The sequence below is a fragment of the Rhodococcus sp. C1 genome (genome assembly GCF_020809065.1).
GTDB lineage: Bacteria > Actinomycetota > Actinomycetes > Mycobacteriales > Mycobacteriaceae > Rhodococcus_F > Rhodococcus_F qingshengii.
In genome coordinates this window covers 4,043,940-4,061,622 of record NZ_CP078080.1, presented here as the reverse complement: position 1 = coordinate 4,061,622, position 17,683 = coordinate 4,043,940, and the positions used below count along the sequence as shown (strand labels likewise).

The following is a 17,683-nucleotide window of genomic DNA, read 5'->3' as shown; positions in this document are numbered from 1 at the left end:
TCGCCTCTCGTCGCGCCGTACCCTGGATACATGGTTTTCGGCGGCGCGACCGTGTCCGGCACTTACTCGGCGAACGTAACGATGAGAGGCGCTACGGCTTCTTCTCCTCAAGCCACGCCCGAGCAGTCGGAGGCTGTTGCGACCATCGAAGCCGCAGATCGGCCCTGGGTGACCATCGTCTGGGACGACCCGGTCAATCTCATGCATTACGTGACTTACGTGTTCCAGAAATTGTTCGGTTACAGCAAAGCCAAGGCCACCGACCTGATGATGCAGGTCCATTCGGAGGGCAAGGCCGTGGTCTCGAGCGGTTCGCGCGACAAGATGGAGGCCGATGTTCGTCGCCTCCACGCTGCCGGTCTCTGGGCCACGATGCAACGCGACGACACCTGAGAAAAGCACTTTTTCGACCGATTTGTTCGCCTAACTCGTAGACGGGAGTCCGACGCGTGCGGACGTGGAGTAGGAAGAGTTCACTCGGCGGAGTGAAGTTCAAGTCCGAGATGGACGGCCACGAGGCGGCGGTTCTGCGCTCGCTCGTGGAGTCGGTGACCGGGCTTCTCGACGAGCGCGCGTCTTCGGCGCCGCAAGACGAGCTCGCCGCGCTGACGGGTCTTCGTACCGGAAATTCGGAGACGCCCGACAATCCGGTGTTGGCGCGATTGCTTCCCGACTTCCAGCGCACCGATCCGGACAAGGTCGCTCCGGACAGTGACGATCTCGACGACGCCGGCGCCAATGTCAACGGCGCGCTGCGCAGTTTGCACGAACCCGAGATCATCGACGCCAAGCGTGAGTCCGCTCGCATGTTGTTGGCTTCGCTTCCGGAGGCCGGCGGCAAGGTCGTTCTCACGCAGGAACAGGCCGACGCCTGGCTGTCCTCGCTCAACGACGTCCGTCTCGCGCTCGGAACCAATCTCGGCATCGACGCCGACACACCGGAAAGCCTCGAACCCGACGACCCGCGAGCCCCGCATCTCGACGTCTATCACTGGTTGACGTGGATGCAGGACTCCCTCGTCCAGGCGCTCATGCCATGACCACAACGCGGACCGGGCCCACTGATTCACTGACAGATGTCGCCGGCCTCGCCGTCGGTCATCACCACAAGCTCGACGAGGGAGCCACTCTCGGAAGCGGCGCAGCCACCGGCTGCACGGTCGTGCTCGCGTCGGCCGGTGTGGTCGCCGGAGTCGACGTCCGGGGCGGCGGTCCGGGTACCCGCGAGACCGATCTGCTCGACCCGAGCCATTCGGTCCAGCAGGTCAATGCCGTGCTGTTGACCGGCGGTAGTGCCTACGGACTTGCCGCGGCCGACGGAGTGATGCGCTGGCTCGAGGAACACGATCACGGGATCGCGATGGGCGCTCCCGGCCAGGTGGTACCGATCGTGCCCGGTGCCGTGATCTTCGATCTGCCGGTGGGGGACTGGACCGTTCGTCCGACCGGCGATTTCGGATTCCTCGCTGCCGACACTGCTTCGCGCGAATTCGCCACGGGCACGGTCGGCGCGGGGGTAGGTGCCAGAGCCGGAGCGCTCAAGGGTGGGGTGGGAACGGCCAGCGTCGTGATCGCCGACGGCCCCGCCGAGGGGACGACGGTCTCCGCCTTGATCGTGGCGAATCCGGTGGGTTCGGTCTTCGACCCCAGAACAGGCCTGCCGTGGGGCGTCGGCTCGGACGGCGCGGAGTCGTTCGGCCTCAGGCTCCCCGACGCGTCCGAACTCGCGTCGGCCAACGCCGTTGCAGCCAAGGGAACCGTCCTCAACACCACGATCGGTGTGGTCGCCACTGACGCCGCCTTGACGAAAGCCGGGTGCCGACGCGTCGCCGTCGCAGGTCATGACGGCCTGGCCCGAGCAATTCGGCCCGCACATTCGCCGCTCGACGGCGACACGATCTTTGCGCTCGCCACCGGTGATCACACTCCGAATTCGGAGATCACGGTTCCGGACGCTTTCCCGAACGATCTGCCGATACTCGACGCGGTGTGCGCGGCTTCGGCCCAGGTGGTCGAACGTGCGATCGTCACAGCGATTCTCGACGCCACGTCGGTAGCCGGAATCCCGAGTTACCGCGAACTCTTCCCGTCCGCATTTCTCTAGGCAGCACTCCTGGAATCGGCGGTAATCTCGAATTGAGCCTGGTCGCGAGTGACCGGATCAGAAAACCGGATCGACGGTGGAGGACGCACACGATGACGATGGATTTCAACAATCCGGACTTCGGCACCCGGACGCCGGCACCGAAATCCGGTCCGCCCTCGGTGTGGAAGCAGTCGGCCGTGTTGGTGGGCGGCTTCGCGATCCTGCTCTACGTGATCGAGATCGTGGATGTCATTTCTGGTCAGAACGTCCAGAACGCCGGCGTCACCCCGCGCACGCTCGACGGCCTGTGGGGAATCCTGTTCGCCCCGGTGCTGCACGACGACTGGGGTCATCTGATCGCCAACACCATTCCGGTGCTGATCCTCGGATACCTCGTGCTGGTGTCGGGAATTGCGCGGGGACTCGCGGCGACCGGCATCATCTGGGTGATCGGCGGCGTCGGGACCTGGTTGTTCGCCGGCTCGAACTCGAATCACGTCGGTGCGTCCGTGCTGATCTTCGGCTGGGTCACCTACCTGCTGGTGCGCGGGTTCTTCACGCGGAGCTTCACACAGATCCTGATCGGCGTTGCCGTCTTCGTCGTGTACGGCGGAGTGCTGTGGGGCGTTCTGCCGAGCGATCCACGGGTTTCCTGGCAAGGACATCTGTTCGGAGCGATCGGCGGCGTGGTTGCCGCCTGGGCGTTGACGTCGGGGGAGAGGGCCAAGCGCGCCGGGTCGGCGCCGGCCGTTCGACCACCGAGTTTCTGAACGGACGTGGGTCACACCCTCACTGCGGTGTGACTTCGACGCGCCAAAACCACCAAGAGCTTTTTCCCAGACGGGTAGACGTGGCAGCATGACCGGTATGCGCATGACCGTCCTGGGGTGTTCCGGCAGCGTCACGGGTCCGGATTCACCGGCTTCGGGATACCTGCTCACGGCACCGGGAACTCCGCCGCTCGTGATCGACTTCGGCCCGGGAGTTCTTGGGGCGTTGCAGCGATACGCCGATCCGGGCGAGGTGACGATCCTGCTTTCGCACCTTCATGCGGACCACTGTCTCGACATGCCCGGCCTGCTCGTCTGGCGTCGCTATCACCCCAACCCGCCGGTCGGCCGTGCTCTGGTTTACGGCCCCACCGACACCGCGTGCCGCATCGGAGTGTCCTCCGCCGAGTGCGCCGGCGAGATGGACGACATCTCCGACACCATCGACGTCCGGCTCTGGGCCGAGAACGAGCCGGTGACGTTCGGTGAACTGAGCGTCGTCGCCCGCCGGATGAATCATCCACCCGAGGCTTACGGTTTCCGGATCACCGGCGCCGACGGCCGCGTCCTCGTCTATACAGGCGACACCGGAATGTGCGACAACGTCGTCGAACTCGCGCGTGGTGCAGACGTGTTGCTCTCCGAAGCGTCGTGGACCGACAGTCCGGATCGCCCCGAGGGAGTTCACCTCTCCGGTAAGGAAGCCGGCCGTGTGGCTGCGCTCGCCGGCGTCAAGGAACTTCTCCTCACGCACATCCCGCCGTGGACATCGCGTGAAGACGTGATCGCCGAAGCGAAATCCGAATTCTCCGGACCGGTCCATGCCGTCTCCGCCGGAAGTGTCTACGACATCTGATTCCCCTCACATTCGGTGCAGCGCTCACCGGGCGACCGCTAGGCTCACGAAGGTGACTACACGAGAAGACGGTAGGGCGGACGACGAGCTCCGCACGGTCAAGATCACCCGCGGGTTCACCAGTCACCCGGCCGGATCCGTTCTGGTCGAGTTCGGGAACACTCGCGTCATGTGCACGGCCAGCGTCGAAGAGGGTGTACCCCGCTGGCGCAAGGGCTCCGGCTTGGGTTGGCTTACAGCCGAATACGCGATGCTTCCCGCCGCCACGCACACACGCAGTGGCCGCGAATCGGTCAAGGGCAAGGTCGGCGGCCGCACGCAGGAGATCAGTCGACTCATCGGCCGATCACTTCGAGCGTGCATCGATCTCGCGGCAATCGGTGAGAACACCATCGCCCTCGACTGTGATGTCCTCCAAGCCGACGGTGGCACTCGCACCGCGGCAGTGACGGGGGCATACGTGGCCCTGGTCGACGCCGTGACGTACCTGCGCGCAGCCGACCTGCTCTCCGACCCACAGCCCATCTCGTGTGGCATAGCGGCCGTCAGCGTCGGCGTCGTGGACGGACGAGTGCGTCTCGACCTTCCGTACGAAGAGGATTCGCGTGCCGAGGTAGACATGAATGTCGTGGCCACCGATACCGGCACGCTGGTGGAAATTCAGGGAACCGGTGAGGGCGCCACCTTCCCACGCTCGACGCTGGACAAGCTGCTCGACTCCGCTCTGGCTGGTTGTGAGCAACTTTTCGAGATCCAGCGTCAAGCGTTGGCCGAGCCGTATCCCGGGGTGCTACCCGAACCGAAGAATCCGGAACCCAAGAAGAAGTTCGGTGCCTGAGCTGTGAGCGTACGAGTACTGGTTGCCAGCCGAAATGCCAAGAAACTGAAGGAACTTCACCGGGTGCTCGACGCCGCCGGAGTGAGCGGAATCGAACTGGTCGGGCTCGACGAGGTCCCGCCGTTCCCCGAAGCCCCCGAGACCGGAGCTACGTTCGAGGAGAATGCGCTCGCCAAAGCGCGTGACGGAGCAGCTGCAACCGGAATTCCCTGCATCGCAGACGATTCCGGTGTCGAGATCGACGCACTCAACGGTATGCCCGGCGTGCTGTCCGCGCGATGGTCGGGCACTCACGGAAACGACGGCGCCAACACGGCTCTGGTCCTGGCTCAGCTGGGAGACGTGCCAGACGAGCGTCGAGGCGCGGCGTTCGTCTCCGCCTGTGCACTGGTGATCCCCGGCGGCGACGAGACCGTCGTGCGCGGCGAATGGCGCGGGGTGATCGGCCGCGAACCAGCCGGCGACGGCGGCTTCGGATACGACCCCATCTTCCGTCCGGACGGCGACACCCGCTCGGCCGCAGAACTCACCCCGGCCGAGAAGGATGCGGCGTCACATCGAGGGCGCGCGCTCGTACAGCTCGTTCCCGCGCTGGCGGCACTGGCCGGCTGAACCGAATCCGAAAAGTAGAGCCCTGAACGCGTCTGCGTTCAGGGCTCTACTTTTTGAAACTCTCAGAGCTGGTAAGCCTGCTTCACCTGGGCAGTTCGCTTGTGCTCGAACACGAACGACAGGAACGGGATCGTGCCGGCGAGCGCGGTGGCAACCGTCGTACCGGGCTTCCACCGGGCCTTGATCGCCAAGTCGATCGTGAACACGAGATAGAGCATGTAGAACAGGCCGTGGATCTGGCCGATGTAGAACAACCACGACGGTGCGTCCGCCGAATTGTCGAGAATCAGGTACTTGTAGACCATCTCACCGGTCAGGAACAGCAGCCAGAGGCCGGTGATCCAGGCGAGAACGCGGTATCGGACCAGCGCCGACGCAACCTTCTTCTGCTTTTCTGCGTTGACTGCGGGGGTAGCGATGCTCGCTTCCGAACCGGTACTCACGTCGTGCTCCTATCGGACTCGCGAGCGGCGAGCTGCGCAAGGTAGTCGTTGTATTCCAGCATTTGGCGGGCTTCAGGGTCGTCGACGTCGAGGTTCACATCGTCGAACTCGGCCCGCGGGCGTTGCGGCAAGAGGTCGGCGGGAATCTCACGCGGCTCCGCGGCGGCTTCCTCGGCTTCGGCCTCTTCGGGGTCCACGTCTTCGAGCTGAACGAACTTGCGATACGCGTACACGACAAACGCCGCGAACAGCGGCCACTGGAACGCGTACCCGAGATTCTGTCCCGAGCCTCCGACGGCTTCGAAGCGCTCCCACTGCCACCAGCCGAGCGCGAGGCAGCCGGCAGCTGACACGATGACCAGCAGAATCAGCGCAGGTCGGCGTTTAGTAGCGTTCTTGGACACACTAAGACGGTACCTGAGAGCTATAGTGCCTCGCCCTGCGATCTCCGACACGGTGTCGTAGAAGCCGTGCCACGGCGTGTCGTAGAAGCCGTGCCACGGCGTGTCGTAGAAGCCGTGCCACGGCGTGTCGTAGAAGCCGTGCCACGGCGTGTCGTAGAGGCCGTCCCGCAGCACCTGTGCGCTATGCCCATCCTCACCCGCAACGCCAGGGCACTGAACACATTCTCCCGGCTGTGCTGCATCGATAACCTCGGCGCGTATCCGAAAGCAGGGGAGTGTTTCATGCACATCAGAGTGATTCGCCCGGTCATCGACACCACACTGACTCCGGCGGTGACAGCCGAGGTGGAGCACTGGGCGGCGCCCGGTACGACGGTCGACGTCGTGTCACTGCTCTCTGGCACGGCGAGCATCGAGTCCGAGTACGACGAGGCACTTGCCGGCCCCGGGATCGTGCAGCGGGTCGAGGAGGCGGCAGCCGACGGCGTCGACGGTGTGTTCATCACGTGTTTCGCCGATCCCGGAGTGCATGCCGCCCGAGAGGTCATCGACGCTCCGGTGGTCGGCGGCTTCGAGCCGTCATTTCTGACAGCGATGAGTCTGGGCGATCGCGTCGGTGTCGTGACCATCCTGCCGAATGTCGTGCCGATGCTCCGATCGCTCACTCGGCGGTATGGGCTGGACAATCGGCTGGGCAGTATTCGAGTCGTGGACATGCCGGTGCTGGGCCTCACCGATCGGGAGGAACTGATCGATCGACTGGCCGCTCAGGCGTCTGCGGCAGTGGAGAACGGCGAGGCCGACACCGTCGTTCTCGGTTGCACCGGGATGCTCGGTGTGACCAGTGCGGTCCGAGACAGGCTGCATGGCAAAGGGATTCACGTTCCGGTTGTGGATCCGACGGCCTCGGCGATCACCTGGTTGGAGAGCTCGGTCCGTCTGGGGCTGACACCGAGTCGGACGACGTACATGACTCCACCGGTCAAGGATCGAAAGCGCTGACCTTGCTCACGAGAACCGAAAAAGCCCCGCCGGATCAGATCCGGCGGGGCTCTTCGTTGTGCGCGAGGGGGGACTTGAACCCCCACGTCCTGAGACACTGGAACCTAAATCCAGCGCGTCTGCCAATTCCGCCACTCGCGCGCGGAATTCAAAGGATACGCGAGTGGAATCGCTCGCGGGCACACCACCCTGGTCGGGATGCGCCCGCCCGCTCTCAGGCCGTTTCGGCGAGTGGATCCGCTGCGGGCGGCATGGTGGATTTCTTCGACCGGCGAGGTTGCTCGGCCGTGCGTTGATACCGCCACGCAGCGTGGGTGAGCGTTTGAACATCGACATCGAGATGTTCGGCAACCGCAACGAGCAACTCGGCTGCGTCGGTGCTCGACAACAATTCCTCACCACTGCTTGCTTCGGTGGCGAACCGTGCAAGTAGATCTATCGAAGTTACCGTCAACTTCCCGGACAGGAACACCAGCGTCTCGAAGGTCCTGGGGCCGAGCCCCGGAACGGAGACAACTGCCGAACGGAGGCTTTCGGTGTCCTCGACGTCGGCACTGGACCTGCAACCGGATTCGACGAGCGCCTTGGCCGCGCGAGCCGCACCCTCGGCTTTGGTGAAGTAGTTGCCCGGCACGCGCTGGCGATTGCCGAGAATCGTTGCGAGCTCGTCGCCACGGTCGGTGAAGGCGGCGAGAGCGGGCAAGCTGTCGAGGCGATCGTCGGCGGCTACCGAGCGGTGTGTGCGCCAACGGTCGACGACGGCGCGGACTCCGGTCTTCGGTGTTCCATAGGCGGCGCGCGACGAGAAGATCGCATCGAGAAGGGCGGCTTCGGACTCGCGCGGCCATCCCTGATTCCAATGCGGCCACGCCTCGCGCGGAAGCTCGGCGCCGATGAATTCGGCCGCTCTGACTACGTCTGTGTCTTTCATGATTTCTCCCCCCGAGAAGTTGTCCCGTGTGGACGCGCTGAACGTAGCGAGGGAGTCCGACAGATTGTGGCCCGGAACGCACGGGATCGACCGTCCGTCAAGGAGGTCACGAATTGGTAACAATAAATATGAGGGGTTCCTCAGGTTTCTGAAAATCCCGGTAACAGTCCCAGGCAGGGCGTTCGCGACCTACTCGCGAGTCACTTTCTCGAAGTCTCGTGAGGAAGATCACGGCCCCGAAAGTCCAGATTTCCAGGGTGCCGACAAACGTGAGGAAATCCTCATGATTCTGTGTAAACCTTGTCTTGCACGAACGCCCTGACTCCGTCGATTCTCTCGACGAATTCGCGAGCACTTCAGCCGGGCAGCACACCGCAAATCCCACCTCGCCGCAGAGGTGACCAGGAGAGGACGTACGCGTGACGATCGATGACACGACACCTACAGGAAACGGACGCGACTCGAAGGGTGGACGCCGTTTCGGCGTCGATGGGGGACAGTCCCGCACGACCAGCAAAGGTGCCCTCGTCGATTCGCTGAACAACGGCGTTTCCTACGCAATCGCTTTCGGTGGACAGGGCGCTCCCTGGCTCACCTCGCTCGAGGAGCTCAGCCGTGACAACGGCCTGGAGCCCGTTCTGACCGATCTGGTCAATGACGCAGCCGCACGCCTCGCGCCCGTCGCACAGGATCTCCTCGTGGTTCGCCCGGTCGGATTCGATCCGATCGCGTGGATGCTCGAAGCCGAGATCGTCGACGAAGAAGAAGGTGAGAAGTCGGCCGGGCCTTCCGCTGCCGCGCTCACCGCAGCTCCGGTGTCACTCCCCGGCGTCTTCCTCACGCAGCTTGCGGCGTTGCGTGCACTCTCCGCTCAGGGTCTGGATGTAGCCGGTAACCCGCCGGCTGCCGTCATCGGCCACTCGCAGGGCCTTCTGGCCACGGCTGCCGTAGCCGCGCAGGGCAACGACGACGGTGAACTCCTCGCCGTCGCACAGCTCGTCGGTGCTGCTGCCAGCTTGGTCGGCCGTCGCCGCGGCGTCATCGCCGGCGCCTCCGCGAAGCCGATGGTTGCGGTCTCGGGCGTCGATCCCGAGCGTCTCGCCGCCGTCGTCGCCGAGCTTGCCGAGGGTGTGGCGCCTGAGCGCGCGGCTGTCCTCGCCATCCGCAACGGCCGTCGCCGCGTCGTTCTCGCCGGGCCGCCCGCTCAGCTGGCACGCGTGCAAGAGCGTTGTGAACAGATCGAAGCCGAGGAAGCCCGCGAGCGTGAGGGTAAGAAGCGTGGCGGTTCCGTCTTCGCGCCGTCCTTCGATCCGCTCGACACCGAAATCGGCTTCCATCACCCCGCATTGACCGAGGCCGTCGAACTCGTCGGCAGCTGGGCGACCCGTTGCGGTCTCGACGCGGACCGTGCGCGCGAACTTGCGCAGGGTGTCCTCGTCGATCCGGTCGACTGGGTCGAGGCTGTCGACGGCGCAATCTCCGCCGGCGCCAAGTGGATTCTCGATCTCGGACCCAGCGATCAGCTGACCCGTATGACGTCCTCTTCGCTGCGTGGACAGGGCATCGGCATCATTGCCGCAGCCACCCGCGGCGGACACCGCAATCTGCTCACACCCGGTGCAGCACCTGAGGTCTCACGTTCGTGGTCCGAGTTCGCGCCGAAGCCCGTTGCGCTTCCCGGCGGCCGTATCGGCGTCGAGACCGCGTTCACGAAGCTGACCGGTCGTTCACCCATCCTGCTCGCAGGTATGACGCCGACGACGGTCGACGCCAAGATCGTTGCCGCGGCAGCCAATGCCGGTCACTGGGCCGAGCTTGCCGGTGGCGGGCAGGTCACCGAAGAAATCTTCGAAGACCGTGTCGCAGAGCTGAAGATGCTGCTCGAGCCGGGCCGCGCGGTCCAGTTCAACTCCCTGTTCCTCGACCCGTACCTGTGGAAGCTGCAACTCGGTGGCAAGCGCCTCGTGCAGCGTGCCCGTACCGCCGGTGCTCCCATCGACGGCGTCATCGTCACCGCCGGTATCCCGGAACTCGAAGAGGCTGTTGCTCTCATCGACGAGTTGTCCGAGATCGGCATCACCAACATTGCATTCAAGCCCGGCACCGTGGCGCAGATCCGCTCCGTGATCCGCATCGCCAACGAGGTTCCGAACTTCCCGGTCATCGTCCACATCGAAGGCGGCCGCGCCGGCGGACACCACTCGTGGGAAGACCTCGACGACCTGCTCCTCGACACGTACGCCGAGCTGCGTACACGCCCGAACCTGGTCATCTGCGTCGGTGGCGGCATCGGAACACCCGAGCGCGCAGCCGATTACCTGACCGGTCGCTGGTCTGCCGCAGCCGGTTTCCCGGCCATGCCCGTCGACGGCATCCTGGTCGGCACCGCAGCCATGGCGACTCTCGAGGCCACCACCTCTCCCGAGGTCAAGCAGCTCCTCGTCGACACACCCGGTACGCCGGACTGGGTCGGTGCAGGTACCGCTGAAGGCGGAATGGCCTCCGGCCGTAGCCAGCTCGGTGCCGACATCCACGAGATCGACAACGCGGCTTCGCGTACCGGTCGCCTCCTCGACGAGGTTGCCGGCGATTCCGAGGCAGTGGCCGAGCGCCGCGACGAGATCATCGCCGCCCTCGACGTCACCGCCAAGCCGTACTTCGGCGACGTCGAGACCATGACGTACGCACAGTGGCTGCGCCGCTACCTCGAGCTGACCGTCGGCATCGACGCGGCGAAGGAATTCGACTGCGGCGCCGATCTTCAGGACGCCATCGTCGAGGCGACGTCGAGCCCGTGGCTCGACATCACCTGGCGTGCTCGCTTCGGCGAGATGCTCCAGCGCACCGAGGCGCGTCTGCACCCGGTCGACCGCGGCCCGATCCCCACGCTGTTCGCTGACGCCGAGACCCTCGAGCGCCCCGAGGCTGCAATCTGCGCACTGCAGGCGTCGTACCCGGACTACTCGACCACCGTTCTGCATCCCGCAGACGTCTCGTTCTTCATCTCGTTGTGCAAGACGCCGGGCAAGCCGGTCAACTTCGTTCCCGTCGTCGACGGTGACGTGCGTCGTTGGTGGCGCAGCGACTCCCTGTGGCAGGCACACGACCCCCGCTACACCGCCGATCAGGTTTGCGTCATCCCCGGCACCGTTGCCGTCGCCGGCATCACCCGTGCCGACGAGCCGGTCGGTGACCTGCTCGATCGCTTCGAGAAGGCGACCTACGACGAATTGGTTGCTGCCGGAACCACTCCGGTTGCACTCGCGAGCCGTCGCCACCAGGATTCCGCACCCGGACTTCTCGACGCCGTTCTCTCGGCTCCTGACCTCCAGTGGGCCGGCCGCCTGACCCAGAACCCCGTCCGTCGTCTCGGCGACCTCGACGAGTGGAGTGCAGAGTCTGCCGACAAGGCAGTTCACGGCACCACCGGTTCCAGTCTGACCGTCGTCGATTCCTCGCACGTGCTGCTTTCGGTTCCGTTGGTGGCAGGCAAGTCCGTCGACATCACGATCACGATCCCCGAGTCCGTCGTCGACGGCGGCGCTCCGGTTGTCACCGAAGCCGATGCCGAAGGTGCGATGTCCGCGCTCCTGGCAGTTGCTGCCGGACAGGAACTTCCGACAGTCAAGAACGGCAAGGCTCGCCTCAACGTCGCGTGGGTTCCCGATCGCATCGCCGATCACGCCGGTGTCACCGGTTCGGGTCTGCCCACCACGCTCAGTGTCAGCGGCAAGGCTGTTCCGGACGTCGTCGTCGGAGCATGCTGGCCTGCAGTGTTCGCAGTCCTCGGCGCAGCCAAGCTCGACAGTCTTTCCGTTATCGAAGGCATGCTCGACCTGGTCCACCTCGACCACACCGTCGACTTCGTCGGTGAACTTCCCTCCGAGACAAGCATTCTCGTGGTCAATGCCGAGGTCGCCTCGGTTCTCGACACCGACCTCGGTCGTGTCGTCGAGGTCAAGGTCGAGGTCGGTGCCATGCTCGGCGAGGGCCTCGACGCCCCCGCAGTCGTCACCATGACCGAGCGTTTCGCGATCCGCGGACGCACCGGTGCAGGCGAACTCGCCGACCCGGCTCGCGCCGGTGGATCGATCAGCGATGCGGCTGTCGACACCTCGCGTCGTCGTCGCCGTGACGCGAAGATCCTCGCTCCGGTCAGCATGGGCGCGTTCGCTCAGGTTTCCGGTGACCACAACCCGATTCACACCTCCGACAACGCCGCTCTGCTGGCCGGCCTCGGAACCCCGATCGTGCACGGCATGTGGCTCTCCGCCGCAGCGCAGCAGGTAGTCACCGCAGTCGACCCGGCCGAGACCCGCGTCCCGCCGCGCCGCCTGACCGCCTGGACCGCCCGCTTCCTCGGGATGGTTCGCCCCGGCGCCGAGATCGACGTCCGCGTCGACCGTGTCGGCATCGACCAGGGCGCAGAAATCGTCGAGGTCGGCTGCCGCATCGACGGCGAACTGGTCATGGTCGCCACCGGCCGCACTGCCGCACCGAAGACCGTCTACGCCTTCCCCGGCCAGGGCATTCAGCGCCCGGGCATGGGCCTCGACGCTCGCGCACGCTCCAAGGCCGCCCGCGACGTCTGGGAGCGCGCGGACAAGCACACTCGTAAGGCACTCGGATTCTCGATTCTCGCTGTCGTGCGCGACAACCCGGTGACCGTCAAGGCCCGTGGTGTGGAGCACAGGCATCCCGACGGTGTCCTGCACCTGACTCAGTTCACCCAGGTGGCCATGGCCGTTCTCGGTGTTGCCCAGGTTGCCGAGCTGCGCGAATCCGGAACCTTCATCGAGGATTCCCTTCTGGCCGGTCACTCGGTCGGTGAGTACAACGCACTCGCTGCTGTCGCCGAGGTTTTCCCGCTCGAAGCACTTCTCGAGGTCGTCTTCCAGCGTGGCTCCGCCATGCACCAGCTCGTTCCCCGTGACGAAGCCGGACGCTCCGACTACCGCATGGCCGCTATCCGCCCGTCGCAGATCGGTGTTTCCGACGACGACGTGCAGGGCTTCGTCGCCGGTGTCGCCGAGACCTCCGGTGAGTTCCTCGAAATCGTCAACCTGAACCTGCGCGGCAGCCAGTACGCCATTGCCGGTTCGGTAGCCGGTCTCGACGCACTCGAGGTCGAAATCGATCGTCGCCGAGCAGAATTCGGTGGCAAGCGGGCATACATCCAGGTTCCCGGCATCGACGTGCCGTTCCACTCCACCGTCCTTCGCGGTGGCGTGGCGGACTTCCGCGTGTGCCTGCAGGACTTGCTCCCGCACGACATCGACCCGGACATCCTGATCGGCCGCTACATCCCGAACCTGGTTCCGAAGCCGTTCTCGCTGCGTCGTGACTTCGTTCAGGAAATCGCCGACCTGGTGCCGTCCGAGCCGCTGCAGGAAGTCCTCGCAGACTTCGACAGCTACGCAACGCGCACTCACGAGTTGTCCCGCATCATCCTGATCGAGCTGCTGGCTTGGCAGTTCGCCAGCCCGGTCCGTTGGATCGAGACGCAGGACCTGCTCTTCGGTGACGAGTCCGAAGGTGGACTCGGGGTCGAACGCTTCGTCGAGATCGGTCTCGGCGCTGCCCCGACCGTTGCAAACCTCGCGTCGCAGACCCTCAAGCTGCCGGGCCGCTTCGGCTACCCGGTCGAGGTTCTCAACGTCGAGCGCGAAGCCGCGATCGTCTACGGCACCGACGTCGACCCCGCTGTCGATGACGACGACGAGATCGAAGCGCCTGCCGCGCAGGCTGCTCCGGCCGCCGCGGCCGTTGCTCCGGTTGCCGCTGCCGCGCCGGCTGCACCTTCGGGTGGACCGCGTCCGGACGACCTCACCTTCAAGGCGCCCGACGCCACGAAGGTCCTGATCAGCCTGTGGACCAAGCTCCGTCCCGATCAGGTCGGCCCCGCGGACACGATCGAGGCACTGTGCGACGGCGTTTCCTCGCGTCGCAACCAGCTTCTGGTCGACCTCGGCTCCGAGCTCTCCCTCGGTGCCATCGACGGGGCCGCAGACGCCGACATGGGCTCCCTGGGGGCAACCGTCGACAAGCTCGCCCGTACGTACAAGCCGTTCGGACCGGTGCTCTCCGATTCGATCAACGATCACCTGCGCAAGGTCTTCGGCCCCTCGGGCAAGCGTCCCGGCTACATCGCCGACCGCGTCAAGAAGGTCTGGGAACTGGGCGACGGCTGGGCACACCACGTCACCGCAGCAGTGGCTCTCGGTACCCGTGACGGCGCCAGCATCCGCGGCGGCGACCTCGGTGGCCTGAGCTCCGGCGCACTGGCCGACGCGGCAGCAGTGGACGCAGTCATCGACAGCGCAGTTGCCTCGGTCGGGTCTGCTCGTGGAGTTAGTGTCTCGTTGCCCGCTACCGGCGGCGGAAGCGGCGGAACTGTCGACGCAGCTGCTCTGGGTGAGTTCACCGAGAACATCACCGGTCGCAACGGCGTTCTGGCCTCGGCCGCACGCCTGGTACTCGAGCAGCTCGGACTGAACGAAGAAACGGCAGTCGCGACGGTCGAGGACACCGAACTGGTCGACCTGGTCTCGGCCGAACTCGGCTCCGACTGGCCGCGTCTGGTTGCTCCGGCATTCGACGCGCAGAAGGCCGTTCTGCTCGACGACCGCTGGGCAAGTGCGCGTGAGGATCTCGCTCGCATTTGGCTCGGTGACACCGCGTTGTCGGTCGAGAACTTCATCGGTGCCGGCTCCACCGTCGCCGCACAGGCGAAGTGGTGGGCCACCCGTGCAACCGACGAAGGCCGCACCGCACTCGCCGAGGTCTACACCCGCATCGCTGATGCGGCTGCTGCGGCAGAATCCGACGCACCCGAGTGGGCAGGCGAGGTCGCAGTAGTGACGGGCGCCAGCAAGGGTTCCATCGCGGCAGCGGTCACGGGCAAGCTCCTTGCCGGTGGCGCAACGGTATTCGTGACCACCTCGCGACTCGACGGTCAGCGTCTGGGCTTCTACCGCGACCTGTACCGCGAGAACGCTCGCGCCGGTGCAGCCCTCTGGGTGGTTCCCGCGAACATGGCGTCGTACACCGACGTCGACGCACTGATCGACTGGATCGGCAACGAGGCCACCGAGAACGCAGGCGGCGCAAAGAAGCTCATCAAGCCGGCCATGACGCCGACGATGCTCTTCCCGTTCGCAGCTCCCCGTGTCGGCGGTGAACTTTCCGACGCCGGCGCTCGCGCCGAAATGGAAATGCGCGTGTTGCTCTGGTCGGTGGAGCGCCTCATCGGCGGTCTCTCGAAGATCGGTTACGACAGCGACGTCGACACGCACCTGCACGTGGTGCTGCCCGGTTCGCCGAACCGCGGAACATTTGGTGGTGACGGTGCTTACGGTGAGGCCAAGGCTTCGTTGATCGCCGTGGTGAACCGTTGGAAGGCCGAGCGCAACTGGGCCGAGCGGGTCACGTTGGCACACGCCGTCATCGGTTGGGTTCGCGGAACCGGACTCATGGGTCACAACGATCCGATCGTCGACGCGGTCGAAGCAGCGGGCGTCCGCACCTGGTCCACCCAGGAGATGGCGACCCAGCTACTGAAGACGGCAACGCGTGAGTCGCGTCGCGCTGCTGCAGAGGCTCCGCTCGAGGTCGACCTGACCGGCGGACTGTCCGAGGCCAACCTGGATCTGGGTGCTTTGGCCAAGGAAGCCGCCGAGGTTGCCGAGATCGCCGAAGCTGTCGACGAGGCAGTCGACGAGTCCAGCATCCTGGCACTGCCCGCGCCGGCTCGCATCGACGACTCGGTCAAGGCTCCGAGCTGGCCCGAACTGGACGTCACCCCCGCGGACCTCGTGGTCATCGTGGGTGCCGGAGAGCTCGGACCCTACGGTTCCTCGCGTACCCGCTTCGAGATGGAGGTCGACGAGCAGCTCTCTGCCGCAGGCGTTCTCGAATTGGCGTGGAACACCGGACTCATCGTCTGGGAGAACGACCCCAAGCCGGGCTGGTACGACGTCGAATCCGGTGACCTGGTACCCGAGGCGGAAATCGCCGACAAGTACCACGACGCAGTCGTCGAGCGTTGCGGCATCCGTCGCTACGTCGACGAGGGCGCGATGATCGACAACACCGCTCCGCTGCTCACCTCTGTGTTCCTGGACAAGGATCTGAGCTTCGTGGTCGGCAGTGAGGCAGAGGCTCAGGCCTTCGTCGAATCCGATCCGGAGAACACGACGGCGACGGTTTCCGCCGAGTCCGGAGACTGGACGGTCACCCGCCGCGCAGGCACCGAGATCCGCGTCCCGCGCAAGATGAAGCTGACTCGTAGCGTCGGCGGCCAGATTCCGACCAACTTCGACGTCACCAAGTGGGGCATCCCCGCCGACATGGCAGATTCGGTCGACCGCGTCGGACTCTGGAACATCGTCGCAACGGTGGACGCCTTCCTGACGGGCGGCTTCACTCCGAGCGAACTGCTCCGCTGGGTACACCCGAGCCTGGTCGCCAACACGCAGGGCACCGGCATGGGCGGCATGACCTCCATGAGGAGCCTGTACATCGACACGCTGCTCGGCGAGAACCGTCCGAACGACATCCTGCAGGAAGCGCTGCCGAACGTCATTGCAGCGCACGTCGTTCAGTCGTACGTCGGCGGTTACGGCGCGATGGTTCACCCCGTCGCCGCCTGCGCCACGGCAGCGGTATCCGTCGAAGAAGGCGTCGACAAGATCCGACTCGGCAAGGCGCAGTTGGTTGTTGCCGGCGGGTTCGACGATCTGAGCACGGAAGGCATCATCGGCTTCGGCGACATGTCGGCCACTGCCAAGACCGAGGACATGCATGCCAAGGGCATCGAGGATCGCCGCTTCTCGCGGGCCAACGATCGTCGCCGCGGCGGATTCGTCGAGTCGGCCGGCGGCGGAACGATTCTCCTCGCTCGCGGTGACCTGGCACTCGAGATGGGTCTTCCCGTCCTCGGTGTGGTCGCCTGGGCCGGATCGTTCGCCGACGGTGTCCACACCTCGATCCCGGCACCGGGACTCGGAGCACTGGGCGCCGGACGTGGGGGAGCGGATTCACAGCTTGCACTCTCGCTCAACGCTCTCGGCGTGAGCGCCGACGACATCGCCGTGATCTCCAAGCACGACACCTCCACTGCCGCCAACGATCCCAACGAGGCAGAGCTGCACGAGCGCCTCGCCGGGGCATTGGGACGCAGTGAAGGCGCGCCGATGTTCGTGGTCTCGCAGAAGAGCCTGACCGGTCACGCCAAGGGTGGTGCCGCAGCCTTCCAGCTGATCGGGCTCTGCCAGGTACTGAGCCAGGGCATCGTCCCGCCGAACCGCAGCCTCGACTGCGTCGACGACAAGATGGCCGAATTCGAGCACCTCGTGTGGGCACGTCAGCCGCTCAAGTTCGGTGAGCATCTTCCGCTGCGCGCGGGCCTGCTGACCAGCCTCGGCTTCGGTCACGTCTCCGGACTGATCGCAGTCGTGCACCCGCAGGCATTCGTCGAGTCGGTTCCGGCCGACAAGCGTGACGCCTATGTTGCTGCGGCCCAGCAGCGGACGATCGACGGTCAGCGTCGCCTCGCGAAGGCGATGTGCGGTGGCGACAGCCTCTACGAGCGCCCGGCGGATCGTCGCCTCGGTGCCGACGGAACGCCGGCCAAGGCGTCGCGTCAGCTCGAAGCGGACATGCTGCTGAGCGAGGACGCACGACTCGGCGCAGACCAGGTGTACCGCTCGAATCTGCCCGGCTGCAAGTAGTAGTCACGGT

Annotated in this window: 12 protein-coding genes and 1 tRNA gene; 9 read left to right on the top strand and 4 right to left on the bottom strand. The window is 65.5% G+C overall.

Annotation, left to right across the window (positions count from 1 at the left end):
* The first annotated feature begins 81 nt into the window (after positions 1 to 81).
* The 7 genes from clpS (at position 82) to rdgB (ending at position 5,162) form a co-directional block, all read left to right on the top strand.
* On the top strand, positions 82 to 393 hold the full coding sequence (gene clpS / locus KTR60_RS18530; protein WP_029255695.1) for an ATP-dependent Clp protease adapter ClpS: 312 nt from the start codon (positions 82 to 84) through the stop codon (positions 391 to 393).
* A 56-nt stretch (positions 394 to 449) separates the two neighbouring features.
* The gene (locus KTR60_RS18525; RefSeq protein ID WP_003945318.1) at positions 450 to 1,040 is read left to right on the top strand and encodes a DUF2017 domain-containing protein; all 591 of its coding nucleotides are present in this window, start codon (positions 450 to 452) and stop codon (positions 1,038 to 1,040) included.
* The gene (locus tag KTR60_RS18520) at positions 1,037 to 2,104 is read left to right on the top strand and encodes a P1 family peptidase (protein WP_007733272.1); all 1,068 of its coding nucleotides are present in this window, start codon (positions 1,037 to 1,039) and stop codon (positions 2,102 to 2,104) included. Before KTR60_RS18525 ends, KTR60_RS18520 begins: the two co-directional genes overlap by 4 nt.
* 92 nt (positions 2,105 to 2,196) lie before the next feature.
* The gene (locus tag KTR60_RS18515; RefSeq protein WP_063316260.1) at positions 2,197 to 2,856 is read left to right on the top strand and encodes a rhomboid family intramembrane serine protease; all 660 of its coding nucleotides are present in this window, start codon (positions 2,197 to 2,199) and stop codon (positions 2,854 to 2,856) included.
* 97 nt (positions 2,857 to 2,953) lie between these two features.
* Complete coding sequence (locus KTR60_RS18510) at positions 2,954 to 3,712, top strand: cyclic nucleotide-degrading phosphodiesterase (protein WP_007733274.1); 759 nt, start codon at positions 2,954 to 2,956, stop codon at positions 3,710 to 3,712.
* Positions 3,713 to 3,764: 52 nt separating this feature from the next.
* On the top strand, positions 3,765 to 4,550 hold the full coding sequence (rph, locus tag KTR60_RS18505; protein WP_003945332.1) for a ribonuclease PH: 786 nt from the start codon (positions 3,765 to 3,767) through the stop codon (positions 4,548 to 4,550).
* 3 nt (positions 4,551 to 4,553) lie between these two features.
* Positions 4,554 to 5,162 (top strand): RdgB/HAM1 family non-canonical purine NTP pyrophosphatase, encoded by a 609-nt coding sequence (gene rdgB / locus KTR60_RS18500; protein ID WP_228401131.1) that lies wholly within the window; start codon positions 4,554 to 4,556, stop codon positions 5,160 to 5,162.
* 62 nt (positions 5,163 to 5,224) lie between these two features.
* On the opposite strand, the gene KTR60_RS18495 is transcribed toward rdgB, so the two are convergent.
* Complete coding sequence (locus KTR60_RS18495; RefSeq protein WP_003945334.1) at positions 5,225 to 5,605, bottom strand: DUF3817 domain-containing protein; 381 nt, start codon at positions 5,603 to 5,605, stop codon at positions 5,225 to 5,227.
* Positions 5,602 to 6,009, bottom strand: a complete 408-nt coding sequence (locus KTR60_RS18490) for a hypothetical protein (protein ID WP_020970031.1) — start codon at positions 6,007 to 6,009, stop codon at positions 5,602 to 5,604. The genes KTR60_RS18495 and KTR60_RS18490 overlap by 4 nt, the downstream gene beginning before the upstream one ends.
* A gap of 282 nt (positions 6,010 to 6,291) precedes the next feature.
* On the opposite strand from KTR60_RS18490, the gene KTR60_RS18485 reads away from it, so the two are divergent.
* Complete coding sequence (locus KTR60_RS18485; protein ID WP_064113316.1) at positions 6,292 to 7,011, top strand: aspartate/glutamate racemase family protein; 720 nt, start codon at positions 6,292 to 6,294, stop codon at positions 7,009 to 7,011.
* A 59-nt stretch (positions 7,012 to 7,070) separates the two neighbouring features.
* On the opposite strand, the gene KTR60_RS18480 is transcribed toward KTR60_RS18485, so the two are convergent.
* Positions 7,071 to 7,152 (bottom strand) — tRNA-Leu (locus tag KTR60_RS18480).
* A gap of 73 nt (positions 7,153 to 7,225) precedes the next feature.
* Positions 7,226 to 7,942, bottom strand: a complete 717-nt coding sequence (locus tag KTR60_RS18475) for a hypothetical protein (RefSeq protein WP_042925794.1) — start codon at positions 7,940 to 7,942, stop codon at positions 7,226 to 7,228.
* 419 nt (positions 7,943 to 8,361) lie between these two features.
* Between KTR60_RS18475 and KTR60_RS18470 the strand changes: the two genes are divergently transcribed.
* A complete protein-coding gene (locus KTR60_RS18470) occupies positions 8,362 to 17,673 on the top strand; it encodes a type I polyketide synthase (RefSeq protein ID WP_228401130.1) in 9,312 nt (3,103 codons plus the stop codon).
* Positions 17,674 to 17,683 lie beyond the last annotated feature (10 nt).

Coding starts and splice junctions, on each gene's coding strand:
- clpS (WP_029255695.1), top strand. CDS start 82: ATGAGAGGCGCTACGGCTTCTTCTCCTCAAGCCACGCCCGAGCAGTCG.
- KTR60_RS18520 (WP_007733272.1), top strand. CDS start 1,037: ATGACCACAACGCGGACCGGGCCCACTGATTCACTGACAGATGTCGCC.
- KTR60_RS18515 (WP_063316260.1), top strand. CDS start 2,197: ATGACGATGGATTTCAACAATCCGGACTTCGGCACCCGGACGCCGGCA.
- KTR60_RS18510 (WP_007733274.1), top strand. CDS start 2,954: ATGCGCATGACCGTCCTGGGGTGTTCCGGCAGCGTCACGGGTCCGGAT.
- KTR60_RS18485 (WP_064113316.1), top strand. CDS start 6,292: ATGCACATCAGAGTGATTCGCCCGGTCATCGACACCACACTGACTCCG.
- KTR60_RS18475 (WP_042925794.1), bottom strand. CDS start 7,942: ATGAAAGACACAGACGTAGTCAGAGCGGCCGAATTCATCGGCGCCGAG.